General features: G+C 62.2%; 24 protein-coding genes and 1 pseudogene. 12 read left to right on the top strand and 13 right to left on the bottom strand.

All coding sequences use genetic code 11. The features are described 5' to 3' along the window. From ftsY to rpoH, 4 genes are all read left to right on the top strand, one after another. On the top strand, positions 1–1,059 hold a 1,059-nt coding region (ftsY, locus tag M2D63_RS11890), incomplete at its 5' end, for a signal recognition particle-docking protein FtsY (protein ID WP_285863115.1). Beyond that, positions 1,056–1,727, top strand: coding sequence for a cell division ATP-binding protein FtsE (gene ftsE / locus M2D63_RS11885; protein WP_038615591.1), 672 nt, complete (start codon positions 1,056–1,058; stop codon positions 1,725–1,727). The genes ftsY and ftsE, both read left to right, overlap by 4 nt. Further along, positions 1,724–2,752, top strand: coding sequence for a permease-like cell division protein FtsX (gene ftsX / locus M2D63_RS11880; protein ID WP_285863114.1), 1,029 nt, complete (start codon positions 1,724–1,726; stop codon positions 2,750–2,752). The genes ftsE and ftsX overlap by 4 nt, the downstream gene beginning before the upstream one ends. Before the next feature lie 113 nt (positions 2,753–2,865). Beyond that, positions 2,866–3,720 carry an RNA polymerase sigma factor RpoH gene (rpoH, locus tag M2D63_RS11875; RefSeq protein WP_285863113.1) on the top strand — a complete coding sequence of 285 codons (855 nt, stop codon included), beginning with the start codon at positions 2,866–2,868 and terminating at the stop codon, positions 3,718–3,720. A 72-nt stretch (positions 3,721–3,792) separates the two neighbouring features. On the opposite strand, the gene mtgA is transcribed toward rpoH, so the two are convergent. Continuing rightward, positions 3,793–4,515, bottom strand: a complete 723-nt coding sequence (gene mtgA, locus M2D63_RS11870) for a monofunctional biosynthetic peptidoglycan transglycosylase (RefSeq protein WP_285863112.1) — start codon at positions 4,513–4,515, stop codon at positions 3,793–3,795. Positions 4,516–4,580: 65 nt separating this feature from the next. On the opposite strand from mtgA, the gene M2D63_RS11865 reads away from it, so the two are divergent. The 4 genes from M2D63_RS11865 to trmB all read left to right on the top strand — a co-directional run bounded on the left by M2D63_RS11865 (position 4,581) and on the right by trmB (position 6,829). Further along, entirely contained in the window at positions 4,581–4,952 is a 372-nt protein-coding gene (locus M2D63_RS11865; RefSeq protein ID WP_285863111.1) for a DUF423 domain-containing protein, read from the top strand. Positions 4,953–5,053: 101 nt separating this feature from the next. Continuing rightward, complete coding sequence (gene thiS, locus M2D63_RS11860; RefSeq protein WP_285863110.1) at positions 5,054–5,254, top strand: sulfur carrier protein ThiS; 201 nt, start codon at positions 5,054–5,056, stop codon at positions 5,252–5,254. Between the two features lie 48 nt (positions 5,255–5,302). Then, positions 5,303–6,097 carry a thiazole synthase gene (locus tag M2D63_RS11855; RefSeq protein ID WP_285863109.1) on the top strand — a complete coding sequence of 265 codons (795 nt, stop codon included), beginning with the start codon at positions 5,303–5,305 and terminating at the stop codon, positions 6,095–6,097. Positions 6,098–6,106: 9 nt separating this feature from the next. Beyond that, on the top strand, positions 6,107–6,829 hold the full coding sequence (gene trmB / locus M2D63_RS11850) for a tRNA (guanosine(46)-N7)-methyltransferase TrmB (protein ID WP_285863108.1): 723 nt from the start codon (positions 6,107–6,109) through the stop codon (positions 6,827–6,829). Between the two features lie 68 nt (positions 6,830–6,897). On the opposite strand, the gene M2D63_RS11845 is transcribed toward trmB, so the two are convergent. From M2D63_RS11845 to M2D63_RS11820, 6 genes are read right to left on the bottom strand one after another with little or no spacing between them, the layout of a single operon-like run. Then, positions 6,898–7,221 carry a DUF3392 domain-containing protein gene (locus tag M2D63_RS11845; RefSeq protein WP_285863107.1) on the bottom strand — a complete coding sequence of 108 codons (324 nt, stop codon included), beginning with the start codon at positions 7,219–7,221 and terminating at the stop codon, positions 6,898–6,900. A 9-nt stretch (positions 7,222–7,230) separates the two neighbouring features. Next, positions 7,231–8,445: a radical SAM family heme chaperone HemW gene (gene hemW / locus M2D63_RS11840; protein ID WP_285863106.1), complete on the bottom strand. Its 1,215-nt coding sequence runs from the start codon at positions 8,443–8,445 to the stop codon at positions 7,231–7,233. Next, positions 8,442–9,038, bottom strand: a complete 597-nt coding sequence (rdgB, locus tag M2D63_RS11835; RefSeq protein WP_285863105.1) for an RdgB/HAM1 family non-canonical purine NTP pyrophosphatase — start codon at positions 9,036–9,038, stop codon at positions 8,442–8,444. The genes hemW and rdgB overlap by 4 nt, the downstream gene beginning before the upstream one ends. Further along, positions 9,035–9,469 (bottom strand): DUF4426 domain-containing protein, encoded by a 435-nt coding sequence (locus tag M2D63_RS11830; RefSeq protein ID WP_285863104.1) that lies wholly within the window; start codon positions 9,467–9,469, stop codon positions 9,035–9,037. Before M2D63_RS11830 ends, rdgB begins: the two co-directional genes overlap by 4 nt. 24 nt (positions 9,470–9,493) lie before the next feature. Beyond that, positions 9,494–10,114 (bottom strand): methionine biosynthesis protein MetW, encoded by a 621-nt coding sequence (gene metW, locus M2D63_RS11825; RefSeq protein WP_285863103.1) that lies wholly within the window; start codon positions 10,112–10,114, stop codon positions 9,494–9,496. A gap of 7 nt (positions 10,115–10,121) precedes the next feature. Beyond that, positions 10,122–11,261: a homoserine O-acetyltransferase gene (locus M2D63_RS11820; RefSeq protein ID WP_285863102.1), complete on the bottom strand. Its 1,140-nt coding sequence runs from the start codon at positions 11,259–11,261 to the stop codon at positions 10,122–10,124. Between the two features lie 589 nt (positions 11,262–11,850). Between M2D63_RS11820 and M2D63_RS11815 the strand changes: the two are divergent. After that, a pseudogene (locus M2D63_RS11815) lies at positions 11,851–12,332 on the top strand (Hcp family type VI secretion system effector). After that, on the top strand, positions 12,329–12,796 hold the full coding sequence (locus M2D63_RS11810; protein ID WP_353050862.1) for a DUF2778 domain-containing protein: 468 nt from the start codon (positions 12,329–12,331) through the stop codon (positions 12,794–12,796). The pseudogene M2D63_RS11815 and the gene M2D63_RS11810 overlap by 4 nt, the downstream one beginning before the upstream one ends. Before the next feature lie 409 nt (positions 12,797–13,205). Here M2D63_RS11810 and M2D63_RS11805 read toward each other — a convergent pair whose 3' ends face one another. From M2D63_RS11805 to M2D63_RS11795, 3 genes are read right to left on the bottom strand one after another with little or no spacing between them, the layout of a single operon-like run. Then, positions 13,206–13,796: a YggT family protein gene (locus M2D63_RS11805; protein ID WP_285863101.1), complete on the bottom strand. Its 591-nt coding sequence runs from the start codon at positions 13,794–13,796 to the stop codon at positions 13,206–13,208. 11 nt (positions 13,797–13,807) lie between these two features. Further along, the gene (proC, locus tag M2D63_RS11800) at positions 13,808–14,626 is read right to left on the bottom strand and encodes a pyrroline-5-carboxylate reductase (RefSeq protein ID WP_285863100.1); all 819 of its coding nucleotides are present in this window, start codon (positions 14,624–14,626) and stop codon (positions 13,808–13,810) included. Between the two features lie 38 nt (positions 14,627–14,664). Next, complete coding sequence (locus M2D63_RS11795; protein WP_285863099.1) at positions 14,665–15,351, bottom strand: YggS family pyridoxal phosphate-dependent enzyme; 687 nt, start codon at positions 15,349–15,351, stop codon at positions 14,665–14,667. 66 nt (positions 15,352–15,417) lie between these two features. On the opposite strand from M2D63_RS11795, the gene M2D63_RS11790 reads away from it, so the two are divergent. After that, positions 15,418–16,446, top strand: a complete 1,029-nt coding sequence (locus M2D63_RS11790; RefSeq protein WP_285863098.1) for a type IV pilus twitching motility protein PilT — start codon at positions 15,418–15,420, stop codon at positions 16,444–16,446. Here M2D63_RS11790 and M2D63_RS11785 read toward each other — a convergent pair. Next, positions 16,443–17,087 (bottom strand): C40 family peptidase, encoded by a 645-nt coding sequence (locus M2D63_RS11785; RefSeq protein ID WP_285863097.1) that lies wholly within the window; start codon positions 17,085–17,087, stop codon positions 16,443–16,445. The two genes, M2D63_RS11790 and M2D63_RS11785, sit on opposite strands and share 4 nt — an antisense overlap. A 153-nt stretch (positions 17,088–17,240) precedes the next feature. Between M2D63_RS11785 and M2D63_RS11780 the strand changes: the two genes are divergently transcribed. Next, complete coding sequence (locus tag M2D63_RS11780; RefSeq protein ID WP_285863095.1) at positions 17,241–17,660, top strand: TM2 domain-containing protein; 420 nt, start codon at positions 17,241–17,243, stop codon at positions 17,658–17,660. Between the two features lie 43 nt (positions 17,661–17,703). Here M2D63_RS11780 and M2D63_RS11775 read toward each other — a convergent pair whose 3' ends face one another. Both M2D63_RS11775 and argS read right to left on the bottom strand, forming a co-directional pair. Beyond that, a complete protein-coding gene (locus tag M2D63_RS11775; RefSeq protein WP_285863094.1) occupies positions 17,704–18,393 on the bottom strand; it encodes an SPOR domain-containing protein in 690 nt (229 codons plus the stop codon). 1 nt (position 18,394) lies between these two features. After that, complete coding sequence (gene argS / locus M2D63_RS11770) at positions 18,395–20,131, bottom strand: arginine--tRNA ligase (RefSeq protein ID WP_285863093.1); 1,737 nt, start codon at positions 20,129–20,131, stop codon at positions 18,395–18,397. Positions 20,132–20,243 lie beyond the last annotated feature (112 nt).

Genomic DNA, 20,243 nt, shown 5'->3' with positions numbered 1-20,243 from the left:
GTAGCTCCAGTAGCTCCAGTAGCTCCAGTAGCTCCAGTAGCTCCAGTAGCTCCAGTAGCTCCAGTAGCTCCAGTAGCCACGGTCGCACCTGTCGAGACGCCAGCCCCGGCTCCTGTCGAAGACAGCAAGGTCGGTTTCTTCGCCCGCCTCAAGCAGGGCCTGTCCAAGACCAGCGCCAGCATCGGCGAAGGCATGGCCAGCCTGTTCCTGGGCAAGAAGGCCATCGACGACGACCTGCTCGACGAGATCGAAACCCGCCTGCTGACCGCCGACGTCGGCGTCGAGGCCACCTCGGTGATCGTCCAGAGCCTGACCCAGAAGGTCGCGCGCAAGCAGCTGGCCGACAGCGACGCGCTGTACAAGTCCCTGCAAGGCGAACTGGCCGACCTGCTCAAGCCGGTCGAGCAGCCGCTGCGCATCCAGTCCCAGGGCAAGCCGTTCGTGATCCTGGTGGTTGGCGTCAACGGCGCCGGCAAGACCACCACCATCGGCAAGCTGGCGAAGAAGCTGCAGCTTGAAGGCAAGAAAGTCATGCTGGCCGCCGGTGACACCTTCCGTGCCGCGGCGGTCGAGCAGCTGCAGGTCTGGGGCGAGCGCAACCAGATCCCGGTCATCGCCCAGCACACCGGTGCCGACTCGGCTTCGGTGATCTTCGACGCCGTCCAGGCCGCCAAGGCCCGCGGTATCGATGTGCTGATCGCCGACACCGCCGGTCGCCTGCACACCAAAGACAACCTGATGGAAGAGCTGAAGAAGGTTCGCCGGGTGATCGGCAAGCTCGACGCCGATGCACCGCACGAGGTGCTGCTGGTGCTGGACGCCGGCACCGGGCAGAACGCCATCAACCAGGCCAAGCACTTCAACCAGAGCGTCGAGCTCACGGGCCTGGCCCTGACCAAGCTCGACGGCACCGCCAAGGGCGGGGTGATCTTCGCCCTGGCCAAGCAGTTCGGCTTGCCGATCCGCTATATTGGCGTGGGTGAAGGCATCGACGATCTGCGCACCTTCGAAGCCGAACCCTTCGTGAAAGCACTGTTTGCCGAGCGGGAGCATCCATGATTCGATTCGAACAGGTCGCCAAGCGCTACCCCAATGGCCACGTAGGCCTGCATGAGTTGAGTTTTCGGGTGCGTCGGGGTGAATTCCTGTTCGTCACCGGCCACTCCGGCGCCGGCAAGAGCACCTTGCTGCGCCTGCTGCTGGCCATGGAACGCCCTACCAGCGGCAAGCTGCTGCTGGCCGGGCAAGACCTGGGCCAGATCAGCAACGCGCAGATCCCGTTCCTGCGCCGGCAGATCGGCGTAGTGTTCCAGAACCACCAGCTGCTGTTCGACCGCACCGTATTCAACAACGTCGCCCTACCGCTGCAGATCCTCGGCCTGTCCAAGGCTGAAGTGGCCAAGCGGGTCGACTCGGCGCTCGAGCGCGTGGCCCTGTCGGACAAGGCCGAGCTGTTTCCCGGCGACCTGTCCACCGGCCAGCAACAGCGCGTGGGCATTGCCCGCGCCATCGTCCACCGCCCGGCCTTGCTGCTGGCGGACGAACCCACCGGTAACCTCGACCCGCGCCTGGCCGCGGAGATCATGGGTGTTTTCGAAGATATCAACCGCCTGGGCACCAGCGTGCTGATCGCCAGCCACGACCTGGCGCTGATTGCGCGCATGCGCCATCGCATGCTGACCCTGCAGCGCGGCCGCTTGATCGGCGACGGGGAGGCCGGGCAATGAGTGCGACACGTAGTCCCAAGGTTTCCGAGCGGGTAGCGCCCAAGGCCGCCGAGTCTCAACCGGAAAAGAACAAGCGCGGCGGCCATGACGACGATGGCCCGGATTTCCGCACCCTGTTGCACGCCTGGCTGGAAAGCCACCGTTCGAGCCTGGTCGACAGCCTGCGGCGCCTGGGCAAGCAACCGATCGGCAGCTTTTTCACCTGCCTGGTGATGGCCGTGGCCCTGAGCCTGCCCATGGGCCTGTCGCTGTTGCTGAGCAACGTCGAGCGCCTGGGCGGTTCCTGGCAGCGTGCGGCGCAGATTTCCCTGTACCTCAAGCTCGATGCCAACAGCCGTGACGGTGAAGCCCTGCGCGAGCAGATCAAGGGTCTGCCGGGCGTGGCCGAGGCCGAGTATGTCAGTCGCGAGAAGGCGCTGGAGGAGTTCCAGCAGCAGTCCGGGCTGGGTGATGCGCTGCGTGAGCTGCCGGAGAACCCGCTGCCCGGTGTGGTCGTAGTGACCCCGGCGGAAGTCGACAAGCCGGCCCTCGAAGCCTTGCGCCAGCGCCTCTCGGAGCTGCCCAAGGTGGATGTGGCACAGCTGGACCTGGTGTGGGTCGAGCGCTTGGCGGCGATCCTCAAGCTGGGCGACCGCTTCGTCTTCGGCCTGACCGTCCTGCTGGTTTCGGCGCTGCTTTTGGTAATTGGTAACACAATTCGCCTGCACATCGAGAACCGCCGTACCGAGATCGAGGTGATCAAGCTCGTTGGCGGCACAGACAGCTACGTTCGCCGACCTTTCCTGTACATGGGCGCCTTGTACGGCCTGGGGGCCGGGGTCTTGGCCTGGGGGGTGCTGGCATTTGGCCTTGACTGGCTGAACGACGCGGTTATCGGGCTTTCCGGCCTGTACGGCAGTGATTTTGCCCTGGCTGGCGTGCCGGCTGCCGATGGTCTGTCGCTCTTGCTTGGGGCGGTACTGTTAGGGTATATCGGTGCTTGGATTGCGGTCGCCCGCCACTTGAGCGAGCTTGCACCGCGATAGTGTCTTTTTGCTGGTATTGACTCTTTTCATTTTTAGGGAACTTGTTTCGCGGTTCCCGGTCAATGTTGGCAGTGCCTACGGGCACGAGTTTAGTGAGTCGGAGGTTTTTTCGTATGACCACTTCGTTGCAGCCTGCCTATGCCCTGGTTCCCGGTGCCAACCTGGAAGCCTACGTGCACACGGTCAACAGCATTCCCTTGCTGACGCCGGAGCAGGAGCGTGAACTGGCCGAGAGTCTCTACTATGAGCAGGATCTTGAGGCAGCTCGGCAGATGGTGCTTGCCCACCTGCGCTTTGTCGTACATATCGCCCGCAGCTATTCCGGCTACGGGCTGGCCCAGGCCGACCTGATCCAGGAAGGCAACGTCGGCCTGATGAAGGCGGTCAAGCGCTTCAACCCGGAAATGGGCGTGCGCCTGGTGTCCTTTGCCGTGCACTGGATCAAGGCCGAGATCCACGAGTTCATCCTGCGCAACTGGCGTATCGTCAAGGTCGCGACCACCAAGGCCCAGCGCAAGCTGTTCTTCAACCTGCGCAGCCAGAAGAAGCGCCTGGCCTGGCTGAACAACGATGAAGTTCATCGTGTCGCCGAGAGCCTGGGTGTCGAGCCACGTGAAGTACGCGAGATGGAGAGCCGCCTGACCGGTCAGGACATGGCCTTCGACCCGGCGTCGGAAGCCGACGACGACAGTGCGTTCCAGTCGCCGGCCAACTACCTGGAAGACCACCGCTACGACCCGGCCCGTCAACTGGAGGATGCCGACTGGAGCGACAACTCCACCAGCAACCTGCACGACGCCTTGCAGGGCCTGGACGACCGTAGCCGCGACATCCTCTACCAGCGCTGGCTGGCCGAGGAAAAGGCCACCTTGCATGACCTGGCCGAGAAATACAGCGTGTCCGCAGAGCGGATCCGTCAGTTGGAGAAGAACGCGATGAACAAGGTCAAGGCCCTTATCGCGATCTGAGTCTGACAACATCGCGGGGCAAGCCCGCTCCCACAGCGCACTACTGTGGGAGCGGGCTTGCCCCGCGATTTTTTATTGGTTCCAGGGCGCGCTGCGCGTGCCGTCCAACTGAACCAGGTAATCACTACCGCCCAACTGACGCATCTGCTGGCGAATCCAGCCGGCACGTCGCGCTACATAGCTGCTGGGCCGGCTGGCGCTCCAGTTCAACGGGCTGGGCAGCACCGCTGCGAGCAGGCTGGCCTGCTGGCGCGACAGCTGGCTGGCATCGACGCCGAAGTGATGCCGCGCCGCGGCCTGCGCGCCGAACACGCCTTCACCCCATTCGGCGCTGTTGAGGTAGACCTCAAGAATCCGCTCCTTGGACCAGAGCACTTCGATCAAGGCGGTAAACCAGGCTTCCAGCCCCTTGCGCAGCCAGCTGCGGCCGGACCAGAGGAACTGGTTCTTGGCTACTTGCTGGCTCAGGGTGCTGGCGCCGCGCAGCCTGCCGCCGCGCTCGTTGTGGGCCAGGGCGGCCTGGATGGCATTGAAGTCAAAGCCCCAGTGATTGGCGAATTTCTGGTCTTCGCCGGCAATCACCGCCACCTTGAGCTCATCGGAAATGCGCTCCCAGGGCTCCCAGTCACGTTGCAGGTCAATGGGCTCGCCGTTGAACCAGGACTCGACCTTGCGTTCGACCATCAGCGTCGTGCCGGGCGGCGGTACCCAGCGAAACAGCAGGACCAGCAATACGCTGCCGACGGCAAACCAGAGCAGGGCGCGGGTGAGGCGGCGGATCAGGGATGACAGCATAGAGATGGCTTGGCCGAACCGAATGAGCGGGCCATTATACAGGCCCCCTACACGGAGTTGTCCCCATGCTTCGCAGCTTCCTGATGCTCGCCGCTTTCTTCGGCTTTACCGGTGTCGCTCTGGGCGCCTTCGCCGCCCATGGCCTCAAGGGGCGCTTGAGCAGCGAGTACCTGGCGATTTTCCAGACTGGTGTCACCTATCAACTGGTCCACGCCCTGGCCCTGCTGGGCGTGGCCGTGCTGGCCAGCCAGCTGCCCGGGCGCCTGGTCGGATGGGCCGGCGGTCTGTTCGCCCTGGGCATCGTGCTGTTCTCTGGCAGCCTGTACCTGTTGACCCTCAGCAGCATCGGCAAGCTGGGCATCATTACCCCGATCGGTGGCCTGGCGTTCCTCGGCGGCTGGCTGTGCCTGGGCCTTGCCGCCTGGCGCCTGGGTTGACTCGGCGGTCCGAATCGAGACGAATGGTGTTGCTTGGCCTTGGTCGCGGCGCCTGATCGGGGCTAGAATGCTGGCCCCTAAAAACAATGGTGGCCGTGCGCATGCGCATTCTATTGAACGGTGAACCCTTCGAGTTGCCCGACAGCGAAAGCGTCGAGGCCCTGCTGACCCGCCTGGACCTTGTCGGGCGTCGTGTCGCGGTAGAGCTCAACCTGGATATCGTGCCACGTAGCCAGCATGCAGCCACCGTGCTGCGTGAAGGCGACCAGGTCGAAGTCGTGCATGCCATCGGCGGCGGCTAGGGCCACAGGAACACCTTGCAAGTCCCTCAACCTTTCAGAGGATTTCCGATGAGCAACCTTCGCAGTGACAAGCCCTTCACCCTGGCCGGCCGTACCTTCCAGTCGCGCCTGCTGGTCGGCACCGGCAAGTACCGTGACATGGAAGAAACCCGCCTGGCCATCGAGGCTTCGGGTGCCGAGATCGTCACCGTCGCCGTGCGCCGCACCAACATCGGCCAGAACCCGGGCGAGCCGAACCTGCTCGATGTGCTGCCGCCGGATCGCTACACCATCCTGCCGAACACCGCCGGCTGCTATGACGCGGTCGAAGCCGTGCGCACCTGCCGCCTGGCCCGTGAGCTGCTCGATGGTCACAACCTGGTCAAGCTGGAAGTCCTGGCCGACCAGAAAACCCTGTTCCCCAACGTGATCGAAACCCTCAAGGCCGCCGAAGTGCTGGTCAAGGACGGTTTCGACGTGATGGTCTACACCAGCGACGACCCGATCATCGCCCGCCAACTGGCCGAAGCCGGTTGCATCGCGGTCATGCCGCTGGCCGGCCTGATCGGCACCGGTCTTGGCATCTGCAACCCGTACAACCTGCAGATCATCCTCGAAGAATCGAAAGTGCCTGTGCTGGTCGATGCCGGTGTGGGTACCGCTTCGGATGCCACCATCGCCATGGAACTGGGCTGTGAGGCGGTGCTGATGAACTCGGCGATTGCCGATGCCCAGCAGCCGGTCATGATGGCCGAAGCCATGAAACACGCAATCGTCGCCGGCCGCCTGGCCTACCTGGCCGGACGCATGCCGAAAAAACTCTATGCCAGCGCCTCGTCGCCGCTGACTGGTCTGATCAAGTAAGAGCACCTGATGACTGAATCGCAAGAAACGCCGATCTCCACCGAAGGCGAAGAGCGCCAACACCGCCGCATCAAGAGTTTCGTGATGCGCGCCGGGCGCATGACCGAAGGCCAGCAACGTGGCCTGGAACAGGGTGGGCCGCTGTTCATCCTGCCACTGGCCGAGAGCACCGTGGACTACGACCAGGTGTTCGGCCGTTCGGCGCCGCGTACCCTGGAGATCGGTTTCGGCATGGGCCATTCCCTGCTGGAAATGGCTGCTGCCGCCCCGGAGCAGGACTTCATCGGTGTCGAAGTGCACCGTCCGGGTGTCGGCGCGCTGCTCAACGGCGTGCTGACCCAGGGCCTGAAGAACCTGCGGGTGTACGACTGCGATGCAATCGAAGTGCTGAACAAGTGCGTGGCTGACAACAGCCTCGACCGCCTCATGCTGTTCTTCCCCGATCCGTGGCACAAGAGCCGTCACCACAAGCGCCGCATCGTCCAGCCCGAGTTCGCCGAGCTGGTGCGTCGCAAGCTCAAGGTCGGTGGTGTGTTCCACATGGCCACCGACTGGGAACCCTATGCCGAGCACATGCTGGAAGTGATGAATGTGGCGCCGGGTTACCGCAACCTGGCCGCCGACGGCAAGTGCGTGGAGCGTCCGGCCGAGCGCCCGATCACCAAGTTCGAACGCCGTGGCGAGCGACTTGGGCATGGGGTGTGGGATTTGAAGTTCGAAAAACTGGCGTAACCCGATCGCGGGGCAAGCCCGCTCCTACAGGCGATCTGTGTAGGAGCGGGCTTGCCCCGCGATGCGTTTTAGCGACGGTCGGCAACCACGCCGATCAGTACCAGCACAATCAGCAACACCGGCGCCAACGCATAGTTGTTGAACTGCGCCAGGCCTTTCACCACCCAGGGCGTGGCATAGATCAGCGCCGCACCACTGCCGATCATCACCAACAGGGCCATGAACGGCACGCGCAAGGCGCCTGCCAGGCCGCCCAGGCGCTGTTCCACCCAGCCTTTGATGTCGGTACCAAAGAGCACTAGCAAACAGCCTACAAGCGCCAGCGAGATCTCCGACAGGTTGCCACGACTCCAGCGGGAAACGGTCGAGAGTAGGTCGAGTACCAGGTCCATTCGCAATCCTTAGGTCAAGAAATACTGCAACAGGTCGTTGAGGAACAACTGGCCGCGCGGGGTAGCGACCAGCCGCGTCGGTTCGACCTGCAAAAGGCCCTTTTGTTCGGCCTCGCGGCGGGCTGCGGCGAGGTGCTCGAGCGGCAGGCCGGTGCGCTGGCTGAACAGCTCGGCGTCCACGCCCTGGGTCAGGCGCAGGGCGTTCATCAGGAACTCGAACGGCAGTTCGTCCACCGGCAGCAACTTCTCGCCGGCCTTGAAGGGTTTGGCCGGGTTCAGGTAGTCCTTGGGCAGGCGGGTCTTCCAGGTGCGCAGGATGCGCCCGTCCGGATGGCTGAGCTTGCCGTGGGCACCGGCACCGATGCCGATGAAGTCACCAAAGCTCCAGTAGTTGAGGTTGTGCCGGGCGGCACGGCCGGGCTGGGCGTAGGCCGAGACTTCGTACTGGCTGTAGCCGTGACTGGCCAGCAGGGCCTGGCCGGCCTCCTGGATGTCCCAGAGGATGTCGTCCTCCGGCAGCATGGGCGGCTGGTTCCAGAACACGGTGTTCGGTTCCAGGGTCAGCTGGTACCAGGACAGGTGCGTCGGCGCCAGGGCGATGGCCTGGCGCAGGTCGCCCAGGGCGTCGTCCAGGGACTGGTCGGGCAGGCCGTGCATCAGGTCCAGGTTGAAGTTATCGAAGCCGGCCTGGCGCGCCATGTCGGCGGCGCGAATCGCCTCGTCACCGTTGTGGATGCGTCCCAGGGCTTCGAGCTTGGCCTGCTGGAAGCTCTGGATACCGATCGACAGGCGATTGATACCCAGTCGCCGGTAGGCCTTGAATTTCTCCTGCTCGAAGGTTCCGGGGTTGGCCTCCAGGGTGATCTCGATATCGCTGGCGAACGGGATACGCTGTTCCACGCCTGCCAGCAGGCGGCCCAGGGCAGGGGCGCTGAACAGGCTGGGCGTACCGCCACCGAAGAAGATCGAACTGATCGGGCGGCCATATACGGCGCCCAGTTCCTGGTCGAGGTCGGCCAACAAGGCATCGACGTAGGCCTCTTCCGGCAACTCGGGCGTGGCGGCATGGGAGTTGAAGTCGCAGTACGGGCATTTGCGCACGCACCACGGGATATGGATATACAGCGCCAGGGGCGGCAACTGTGGCAAGGCCACCCGTGGTGCCTGGGAGCTAAAGCCAGCCTCGCCCAAGTGCAGTGGCTGTGCCGGCGAATGATCGGTCATGCCAGGCCCAGACGTTGACGCAACAGGCTCATGGCACGGGCACGGTGGCTGAGCTGGTTCTTGTCGGCAGGCGTCAGCTCGGCGCTGGAGCAACCACGCTCCGGCACCCAGAACAGCGGGTCGTAGCCAAAGCCGTGCTCACCGCTGGCCTGGTGCAGGATGCGACCGTGCCAGAGGCCTTCGCAGAGGATCGGCAGCGGATCGTCGGCGTGCCTTACCAGGGCCAGGACGCAGACGAACTGGGCGCCGCGTTGCTCCTCGGGGACATCCTTGAGAACATCGAGCAACTTGGCATTGTTGGCCGCATCGCCCTGGCCATCGGCATAGCGCGCCGAGTAGATGCCCGGCGCGCCGCCGAGGAAGTCCACCGCCAGGCCCGAATCATCGGCCAGCGCCGGCAAGCCGGAGAGGCGGGCGGCATTGCGCGCCTTGAGGATGGCGTTCTCGACGAACGACAGGCCGGTTTCTTCCGGCTCCACACTGCTGAACTCGCCGACCGAGCGCAACCGCACGGTGCCGCCGAGCATGGCCTGGAGTTCTTTGAGTTTGCCGGCGTTGTGGCTGGCCAATACGATTTGCTGAAAATTCATCATTCGCCTGGGAAAAGCTCTTGGTTGAAACTGAAACTGTTGGTCTTGCCAGCGGCTTCAACGTTGATGGTGAACGTACGTGTTTCGGCCTGCTCGACCGGGTACTGGGCGATGTAGTAGATCGCCCCCTGTTCGGTGATCTGCTTGAACTTCAGCGGCACCGACTGGCTGGTCAGGTCTTTGACGGTACCGCTGACCTGGGCGATGGACGGCTTGCCGGCGTTCATCACCGAGATGTTGATCACGCCCTGGTTCTTGCTGCGGACCAGTTCGGCGGACTTGGCGATATCCGGTTGCAGGAAGGTGGAAATGAACGTGCTGTAGTGCACGGTCACATCACCGAAGACTTCCTTGCGTTCGCCCTTGATGGGGTCGGCAGCCAGTGCCGTTGCGCTCAGGCAGGCGACCAGTAAGAAACTGAACAAGCGGCGCATGATCGATCTCCTCCAGCGAGTGGGTTAAACAGCGACCTTGTGTTCCACAAGGCCGGGGCTGTTGACACGATAAATGCCGATCTCCCCTAGAAGATTAGGCCATAGCCTGCTCGCCCACCCGTGGCGGTGCAAGTGGTCGACTGCCAGGCGGTCGAGGACCTGGGCCCGGCGTTCGCTGCACAGCGCCTCGAAGTCTTCGAAGGTGCAGAAGTGGATGTTCGGCGTGTTGTACCAGGTATACGGCATGAAGTCGGAAACCGGCATGCGACCCTTGGTCGCGAGGTACCAGCGGCAACGCCAGTGGCCGAAATTGGGGAAGGTGATGATGCACTGGCGGCCCACGCGCAGCATTTCGTCGAGGATCCGGTCGGGGTACTCCACGGCCTGCAGGGCCTGGGTCATGACCACCACGTCGAAGCTGTTGCTGGCGAAGTTGCCCAGGCCCTTGTCCAGGTCCTGCTCGATGACGTTGACGCCGCGTGCCACGCACTCGGCGATGTTGTCCGGGTCGATCTCCAGGCCGTAGCCGGTGACTTGCTTGCGGTCACGCAGCGACGCCAGCAGCTCGCCGTTGCCGCAGCCGAGGTCGAGTACCCGGCTACCGGCGGGGATCCAGTCTTGGATGATTTCCAGGTCGGCTCTCATGGGGTCCTCAGCAGACGATGCGGTTCATGTAGTTCTTGAACCCCGTGATGTAGCGCGGGGTCGGGATCAGGAAGGCATCGTGGCCATACGGCGAATCGATATCCAGGTAGCAGACGTTCTTGCGGGCGGCGATCAGGGCGTCGACGATTTCCCGCGAGCGCGCCGGCGAAAAACGCCAGTCGGTGGTGAACGACATCACGCAGTAGTCCGCCTTGACCCCGGCCAGGGTCGCCGCCAGGTCACCGCCGTGGGCGGCCGCCGGGTCGAAGTAGTCCAGCGCCTTGGTCATCAGCAGGTAGGTGTTGGCGTCGAAACGGCCGGAAAACTCCTCGCCCTGGTAGCGCAGGTAGCTTTCGACCTGGAACTCGACGCTGTGGAAGTCGTAGTTGAGCTTATCGCTTTTCAGCTCGCGGCCGAATTTCTCACCCATGGAGTCGTCGGACAGGTAGGTGATATGGCCGACCATGCGCGCCAGCATCAGGCCGCGCTTGGGGATCACACCCTGGTCCTGGAACGAGCCGCCGTGGAACTCGGGGTCGGTGAGGATGGCCTGGCGCGCCACTTCATTGAAGGCGATGTTCTGTGCCGAGAGCTTGGGCGCCGAGGCGATATCCAGGCAGTGGCGCACGCGGTCGGGGTAGGTGATGGTCCATTGCAGCGCCTGCATGCCGCCGAGGCTGCCGCCGATCACCGCGGCCCATTGCTGGATGCCCAGGCGGTCGGCCAGGCGGGCCTGGCTGTGCACCCAGTCTTCTACGGTCAGCACCGGGAAGTCGGCGCCGTAGGGCTTGCCGGTGGCCGGGTTGACGCTGCTGGGGCCGGTGCTGCCGTTGCAGCCGCCAAGGTTGTTCAGGCTGACCACGAAGAAGCGGTTGGTATCGACGGGCTTGCCCGGGCCGATGCAACTGTCCCACCAGCCCGGCTTGCGGTCGTTGGGACTGTGATAGCCCGCGGCATGGTGGTGGCCGGAAAGCGCATGGCAGATCAGCACGGCGTTGCTGGCCGTACTGTTGAGGGTTCCATAGGTTTCGTAGACCAGCTCATAGGAGGCCAGCGAGCGACCGCAGGCCAGGGCCAAGGGCTCGTTGAACTGTGCCAGTTGCGGTGTTACCAGACCGACCGAATCTTCGGGAAAGACAGTGGACATCGACCCTGCTCACGCTTGAATGAGGCGTAAGTCTAAAGACCACCGGGATAAGCGGCAAGCAATGTGCAAGGGGTTTGAAAGCATCGCGGGGCAAGCCCGCTCACAGCGATCGAAGGTGTTCACAGAATTGAAGTGCAGCTTGAACACCTACGGTGTCCACCTCAACTGCGGGCATATTCGGGGCATCCTCCGCTCGGGATGCCCGGACACATCCGAAATGGCGACGGTGTGAACTGGATCGAGAGGTTAGCAGAGTGTGTTGGTTGGGTTGTCGTGTAGGAATTGGATGTTTTTCTTTGCGAAATTTCCTATTCGCTCATGGTGCCCTGCCATTGGAGTCGCGACGCTGCTAGGGTCCCATCGATTTATACATCACCGACCCGATATTGCGCTTACCGAAGGAAGGGGAAAGTCGGATCTCTCAAAGCTGACGGTCACAACCTACGATCGTGAACACCCTAGAGTCGGTCGGATGAAATGGAGAAAAATCAATGAATGAAGGATGCTTCATTGGCCTGGATGACAAAATTATTGCGATTTATAGAGTGGTAGTGTGAATCGGGAATCTCATAAGATAAGGACTTTCAAAATGGCTATTCCAGCATATTTGTGGTTGAAGGATGATGGCGGAGCGGACATTAAAGGATCTGTAAATGTTGCCGGTCGGGAGGGGAGTGTTGAAGTGCTCGGGTTCGGGCATGGGCTACACCTTCCGACAGACAATATGACAGGAAAAATCACAGGTGCTCGTATTCATGTGCCTCTGACATTTGAAAAAGAATTTGATTCCTCTAGTCCATATCTCTATAAGGCAGTGGCGCAGGGGCAGACGCTAGAGTCAGTAGAAATAAAATGGTATAACATCAAACATGCGGGGCAAGAACAAGAATATTTCAATATGTTTTTAGAGGGCGTAAAGGTCATATCTATTTGCCCCGTGATGCACGATTGTAAAAATCCTGCGATGGAAAAGCATAACCATCTTGAGGTTGTGGGGCTTCGGTACGAAAAATAACATGGAAGCACTGCGACGGTAATATCATTTTTTCAGACAGTTGGGACGAAAGATGATCAGGTGTACGTTCCATTTGAACGGAGGCGCCCTATCGAATCTGTCGTGCCCCGGGGTGGGCTTTTTTCCGGCCTACTCAGGAATGGAGAGCAGCCGAAATGACCCCGGCGCCGTAGCAACTCCTAGTATCGGACCGCTGCCACCCGGAAACTACTATATTGTTACGAGGGGAAGTGGTGGGTTAATAACCGGTATTCGAGACTCCTTTGCGTCTTTCGTATCAGGATCAGATCGGAGTATATGGTTTGCTCTGTATCGACAAGACGCAAATATAGATGACCTGACATTTATAAATAGCGTAGAGCGTGGACATTTCCGATTGCATCCAGCTGGATATAAAGGTGTGAGTGAGGGGTGTATAACACTGCCTCGCCTTTCTGGTTTTATGATTTTACGTGAAGCCTTATTGAAGGTCGCGACTTTCAACCCAACGACCACATTAAAAGCCTTTGGTACAGTGTAGGTATACTAATGCGAGCTGCAAAATATGCGACTTTATGGGTTTTGGAGTTTTCGGTATTCAAAGCTGTCTTGATGATCTCTTTTTTGACTTTCCCAGAGATTAGGTTTTATGAGGTTATTTCCAAGCGCACAGGAGTTATACAGGGGGACAACTGGGATAAATATTATTTCTTGAGCCTCTGTGCGTTTTCTGTGGTTATTACTGCTTTCTTGATCTTCTGTTTTGTAACTGTGCTGGGTCGGCTTCAAAGAAAATAGTAGTCTCGACCACGCTCAGAAAATTAAAACACTCCTATCGGGTGGATCAAGTAATCACTGGCGCACTTCAACTTCAGCGCAAAAGCCAAGATCAAAAGCATCGTGGGCTTGAGCCGCGATGGGGCTGCGAAGCAGCCCCTGAGGTATCAGGATCAGACCAACAGGCGCAACATCTCCGGCATGGCCGTCATGGCCGCCAGGTTGTTGATCACCAGCATGTCGATCAGTTGCAGCGCCATGAACGCCAGGATCGGCGAGATGTCCAGGCCGCCCAGGTTCGGCAGCAGGCGACGAAACGGCGCCAGGAACGGGTCGCAGATCTGGTTGACCAGCTCGGCGCCGGGGTTGTGGCTGCCCGGTGCGACCCAGGAGAGGATCACGCTGATGATCAGGGCGAAGAAGAAGATCTTCATGAACAGCGCGGTGACGCCGATGATCGACCAGATCAGCAGTTGCAGCGGGTTGCCGGTGGTGCCGTAGGCCAGCAGCAGGGTCAGGCCCATGATCAGCATCTGCACGATGATCGCCAGCAGCAGCGAGGACATGTCCAGGCCGAACAGGCTCGGGATGATCCGGCGCATGGGCTTGAGCAGCGGCTGGGTGGCGCGCACGGCGAACTGGCTGAGCGGGTTGTAGAAATCGGCACGCACCAGCTGCAGGATGAAGCGCAGCATGATGATCAGCAGGTAGAGGCTGCCCAGGGTTTGCAGAATGTAGATGGCAGCGGTGTTCAATCCAACCATTGTCCGGCTCCTTAGTTGCCCAGTTGTTCGGCCAGCTCGGCCGAGCGGTGCGCCGCAGCGCCCAGCGCTTTTTCCACCAGCGCTTCGAATCCATCGGCCTGGAACGACTTGATCGCCGCTTCCGTGGTGCCGGCCGGCGAGGTGACGCGGCGGCGCAGTTCGGCGGCGTCGACATCACTGCTGACGGCCATGTGCGCGGCGCCCAGGGCGGTCTGCAGGGTCAGCTTGGCCGCGGTTTCGCGCGGCAGGCCGAGTTTTTCACCGGCAGCGGTCATGGCTTCGATCAGCAGGAAGAAGTACGCAGGCCCGCTACCGGACACAGCCGTGACGGCGTCGAGCTGCTGCTCGGTGTCCAGCCACAGGGCGATGCCCACCGCCGACAGCAGTTGTTCGGCTTGCTGGCGCTGCGCCTCGGAGACCTGTGCGGTGGCGTACAGCCCGCTGACGCCCTGGCGCAGCAGCGCCGGGGTGTTGGGCATGCAGCGCACGATCGGTTGCGCGCCGAGCCAGTTGTTCATGCTGGCGCAAGTGATGCCGGCGGCGATCGAGACCACCAGTTGCCCGGGCTTGAGGCTCGGCTTGAGTGCCAGGCACACGGCCTTCATGGCCTGGGGCTTGACCGCCAGCACCACCACGTCGGCGCCTTCGATGGCCTGGGCGTTGTCGGCGAACAGTTCAATGCCATGCTCGGCGTGGATTTTTGCCCGCTGTTCGGCACCCGGGTCGCTGGCGCGGATCTGCGAAGCGTCCAGGCCCTGGGCGCGCAGGCCGCCGATCAGGCTGGCGGCCATGTTGCCGGCGCCGATAAAGGCAATACGAGTCTTGCTCATGTCAGGTCCTTGAGGGGAAATGTGGAAATAGGCATGGGTCAGGGCTGGCCGTAGTCGCGGGCACCGAACAACGCGGTACCGATACGCACCCAGGTCGCGCCCTGGGCGATGGCGGCTTCCAGGTCGTGGCTCATGCCCATGGACAAGGTGTCCAGCTCCAGGCCAAGGCTGGCCTGTAACTGGCGAACCCGGGCGAAGGCGGCCTCCTGGGCGGCGCGATCGTCAGTGGGTTCGGGGATCGCCATCAGCCCGCGCAGGCGCAGGCGTGGCAGCGCCACGATGGCCTGGGCCAGGGCGGGCAGTTGTTCCGGTGTACAGCCGGATTTGCTGGCTTCGCCACTGACATTCACCTGCAGGCAGATGTTCAGCGGTGCCAGGCCGTCAGGGCGTTGTTCAGAGAGGCGTTGGGCGATTTTCAGCCGGTCCACGGAATGTACCCAGTCAAAATGCTCGGCGATGGCGCGAGTCTTGTTCGACTGAATGGGGCCGATGAAGTGCCAGGTCAAGGGCAGGTCGGCCAACTCGCCCTGTTTGTTCAGCGCTTCCTGCAGGTAGTTCTCGCCGACATCACGTACCCCGGCAGCGTACGCTTCACGTATCGCGGCGGCGGGTTTGGTCTTGCTCACCGCCAGCAGGCGGATGGCCGATGGCGCACGTCCGGCGGCCTGGGCGGCGGCGTCGATGCGGGCGGCGAGTGTAGAAAGGTTGTCTGCTATGGTGGACATTGATCGATGCCGGCGGCTTCCTGGGTCTGCGGCATTCTACCTGCTTGGCAGCCTTTGGGGAGTCTCATGGATGTGACTGAACTGCTGGCCCTGGCAACCCGGGCCGGGGCCTCGGACCTGCACCTGGCGGCCGCCGAAGTGCCGGCCCTGCGCCTGGATGGGCGGATCTGCCGCCTGGAACTGCCAGCGCTGGACGCCGGACAAGTGTATGACATGCTCGGGCAACTGATGTCCGAAGTGCAGAAAAAGGATTTCGAAACACATCTGGACATCGACTTTTCCGTGGCGGTGCCAGCGCTGGCGCGTTTTCGCGTCAATGCGTTTCATCAGCGCCAGGGGCCGGGTGTGGTGCTGCGGGTGATTCCGGAGCAGGTCCGCAGCCTTGCCGAGCTGGGCCTGGGTGATGTGTTTCGGCAGATTGCCGAACTGCCGGCAGGGCTGGTGCTAGTCACCGGCCCCACCGGCTCAGGCAAGTCCACCACCCTGGCGGCACTGCTCGATCATCTGAACCGTGAGCGCCCCCTGCATATCCTTACACTTGAGGACCCCATCGAATTTATCCACAGCCCCCGAAGCAGCCTGATCAGCCAGCGTGAAATCGGCAGGCACAGCCACGGTTTTCCCCAGGCCTTGCGCGCGGCACTGCGCCAGGACCCGGATGTGATCATGCTCGGCGAACTGCGCGATGAGCAGACCATCCGCCTGGCCCTGACGGCCGCTGAAACCGGTCACCTGGTGCTGGCGACGCTGCACACAGGCTCGGCGGCGAAATCCATTGACCGCCTGGTGGACGTGTTCGCGCCAGAAGAAAAGCAACTGGTGCGGGGCATGCTGGCTGAAGCGCTGCAGGCGGTGGTGTCTCAGGTACTGGTCGAGCGGATTGGCGGCGGGCGGGTTGCGGCCCATGAGATCCTGCTGGCCACGCCCGCAGTGCGCAACCTGGTGCGCGCAGGCAAGGTGGCGCAGTTGTACTCGACGATGCAGATGGGGGGAGCGCTGGGGATGCAGACCCTGGACAGTTGCCTGCAGGGCCTGGTGATGCGTGGGGTGGTCAGTTCGCAAAGCGCCCGGGAATGGGCGCCGGGCAGTGCTTAGTTGGTGGCCAGGCTCAGCTGTTGGGTCTGGCTCTTGGGCAGGACCCGCTTGGCGACGACATAGCGGCTGCGCCAGTAGGGCTTGTTCAGGGTGTCGATGCTGACCCGCTTGCCCGTGCGTGGCGCATGGATGAAGCGGTCGTTGCCCAGGTAGATGGCTACATGATTGACCCGACGGCTCTTGATATTGAAGAAGATCAGGTCGCCAGGCTTGAGGTCATTGCGATTGACCTTCAGCCCGTGGCCCTGGGCCATGGCGTTGGAGGTGCGGGGCAGGTCGACTTCATCGATATCGTTGAAGGCGTACTTGACCAGGCCGCTGCAGTCGAAGCCCTTGCTCGGGCTGCTGCCACCCCAACGGTAAGGGGTGCCCAGGACATTGACGGCGCGGCTGAGCACTTCGCTGCTCTGCTTGTCCGACATCGCGGCAACCGGCAGGCTCGGCAGGGTCGACAGGCTCTGCTTGCTCGGGCGAGTGCGGTGCTGGGGCTTGCTGTTGACGTGCTTGGACGAACGCACGGCAGAGGAATTGGTGGTGTACCCGGAAAAGCCGTTGGGTAGACGTTGCTCACGGTTGGTGGCGTGGGCGGCCAGTGGCAATAATAGGCAAAGGGTCAGCCATGTCTTGAAAAGAGGGCGCATAGGCAGGGCTCTTGTTGGTCAGCGCGCAACTCTATAACAGCTGGCTGATCAATTTTTGACCGTTGGTCGATCGCAATGTGCCATGCGTCGGCTGGACACAAAAAAGTCACATTTTTCTTTAGAAAATTTTCCGATAACCCGCAGAGGCTATGAATGAACAGTTATCAACAGGACGGACAACTGCATGACACGCACAGCAAGGTGATCGGTTACCTGCTGTGGATATTCGGCTTTACCGGTGCCCACCGCTTCTATTACGGCAAACCGGTGACCGGTACGATCTGGTTCTTCACCCTGGGTTTGCTGGGCATCGGCTGGCTGATCGACCTGTTCCTGATCCCGGCCATGGATCGCGAAGCGGATCTGCGTTTCAACGCTGGCCCCCTGGATTACAGCCTGACCTGGATCCTGCTGACGTTCCTGGGCATTTTCGGTGTGCACCGCATGTACCAGGGCAAATGGATCACCGGGATCATCTACCTGTTCACGGGCGGGTTGTTTCTGGTGGGGATCCTGTATGACTTCTGGACGCTGAACACCCAGGTGTCGCTGGCCAACGCCCAGCGGCGTTGAACCTGGCGCGGCCTTGTCGTGCTCGACAAGGCCGCGACGGCGGTTACTGGCGGGTCTGGCGCTGTTGCAGCAAGAGATTGCTGAAACCGCTGCCGGCCAGTTGCTTCTGGGCCACGGTCAGCTGTTCACGGTTGCTGAACGGACCGACCAGCACCCGGTACCAGGTCTCTTCCTTGACGGTGCCGGACTCCACCTTGACCGCCTGGCCAAGCAGGATGATCTGGGCGCGGACCTTGTCGGCATCGGCCTGCTTGCGGAACGAGCCGGCCTGGAGGAAGAACTGGGTAGTCGCCGCCGGCTTGATCACCGGTGGCGCCGGCGGTGGCGTCTGCCCCATCAGCGCGGCCTGGGCCCGTGCGGTGTCGATCTTGGCGGCTTCGGCCGGGGTCACCGGCGGCTGGGCCGGGACCGGTGGGGTCTTCTCCGGCACGGCTTCCGGCGGCACGATCACTTCCGACTCGGGCAGCAGGGTATAGAAGTCGTACTTGGGCTTCACCGGTTGCTGCGGGCTCGGCGCGGTCTTGTTGGCTTCGGCGGCCTTCTCGGCCTTGACCTGTTCGGGCTTGGTGCGCTTGACCTCGTCTTTACCCGGCTCGAGCTTCATCAGGAACACAACGAAAGCACCGACCGTGAGGCCGATGGCCAGCCACATCCAGCCCGGAATCGGTTGTTTGGCAGGTGCCTGGTTGCGACTCGCGCCGCGCTTGGGTGCGGGTTTTTTCTTGGCAGCCAACTTACATACGCTCCAGGGTTTCCAGGCCGAGCAGTTCCAGACCTTGCTTGAGGGTACGACCGGTCAGGGCTGCCAGGCGCAGGCGGCTCTGTTGCTGTTCCGGGGTTTCGGCAGCCAGGATCGGGCAGTTCTCGTAGAAGCTGGAGAACAGCCCGGCCACGTCGTACAGGTAGGCGCAGAGCACGTGCGGCGTGCCTTTTTCGGCGACGTTGTTCAGGATTTCGCCGAACTGGGCCAGGCGTGCAGCCAGGTCCTGCTCCTGTGCCGCTTGCAGGATGATCTGCCCGTCCACTTCATCGAAGCCTTTGCCCAGCTTGCGGAACACGCCGGCGACGCGGGTGTAGGCGTACAGCAGGTAAGGGGCGGTGTTGCCTTCGAAGTTGAGCATCAGCTCGAAGTTGAAGCTGTAGTCGCTGGTGCGGTGCTTGGACAGGTCGGCGTACTTGACCGCGCCAATGCCGACGACTTCGGCGATGGCGCGCAGTTCGTCTTCACCCAGCTCCGGGTTCTTCTCCTTGACCAGGGCGTAGGCACGCTCCTTGGCTTCGGTCAGCAGGTCGATCAGCTTGACGGTGCCGCCATCGCGGGTCTTGAACGGACGGCCGTCGGCGCCGTTCATGGTGCCGAAGCCCATGTGTTCCATGTGCATCGGGTGGCCGACGAAACCGGCCAGGCGCGCTACTTCGAACACCTGGTTGAAGTGCAGGGCCTGGCGCTGGTCGACGAAGTACAGGGCGCGATCGGCCTTGAGCACGTTGCTGCGGTAGCGCACGGCGGCAAGGTCGGTGGTGGCGTACAGGTAGCCGCCGTCGGCCTTTTGCACGATCACCGGCAGTGGTTCACCCTCGGCGGTCTTGAACTCTTCGAGGAACACGCACTGGGCGCCCTTGCTCTCGACCAGCAGGCCCTTGGCCTTGAGGTCGTTGACGACATTGGCCAGGTCGTCGTTATAGGCGCTCTCGCCCATGACGTCGGCCATGGTCAGCTTGACGTTGAGCAGTTCGTAGGTCTTCTGGCAGTGCGACAGCGAGATGTCCTTGAAGCGGGTCCACAGCTTCAGGCATTCCTCGTCGCCGGCTTGCAGCTTGACCACCAGGCCGCGTGCGCGGTCGGCGAACTCTTCCGATTCGTCGAAGCGTTTTTTCGCGGCGCGGTAGAAGTTCTCCAGGTCCGACAGCTCGTCGCTGGTGATCGGGTTTTCCTGCAGGTAGGCCATCAGCATGCCGAACTGGGTACCCCAGTCGCCCACGTGGTTCTGGCGAATCACGGTGTCGCCGAGGAACTCCAGCACGCGCGACACGGCGTCGCCGATGATGGTCGAGCGCAGGTGGCCGACGTGCATCTCTTTGGCCAGGTTAGGGGCCGACAGGTCGACCACCACCTTCTGTTGCGGGCCGGCCTTGCTGACGCCGAGCTTGGCGTCGGCCAGCGCGGCGTCCAGGCGGGCAGCCAGGGCCTGGGTGTTCTGGAAGAAGTTGAGGAAGCCCGGGCCGGCGATTTCGACCTTGCTGACCTGCTCGTCGGCAGGCAGGGCGGCGATGATCTTCTCCGCCAGGTCGCGTGGCTTCATGCCGGCAGGCTTGGCCAGCATCATCGCGATGTTGCTGGCGAAATCGCCGTGGGTCTTGTCCCGGGCGTTCTCCACCTGGATCGCCGGCGTCAGCCCTTCAGGCAGCACACCGTCGGTGACGAGTTGGGTGAGGGCTTGCTGGATCAGCTGGCGAATGGTGTCTTTCATGGGCTTCTCGTTCGACCGCAGGCGCGGCGGCGCTTCGATGCGCAGGTGGAAAAACTGGACATTATCCGTTGCCGGGGCGAGGTTGCCAACCTTTTGGGAGTGGTTACGCCCC

This window comes from Pseudomonas sp. BJa5, assembly GCF_030272875.2.
Taxonomy (GTDB): Bacteria; Pseudomonadota; Gammaproteobacteria; order Pseudomonadales; family Pseudomonadaceae; genus Aquipseudomonas.
This window is presented reverse-complemented; position numbering and strand designations above follow the sequence as displayed.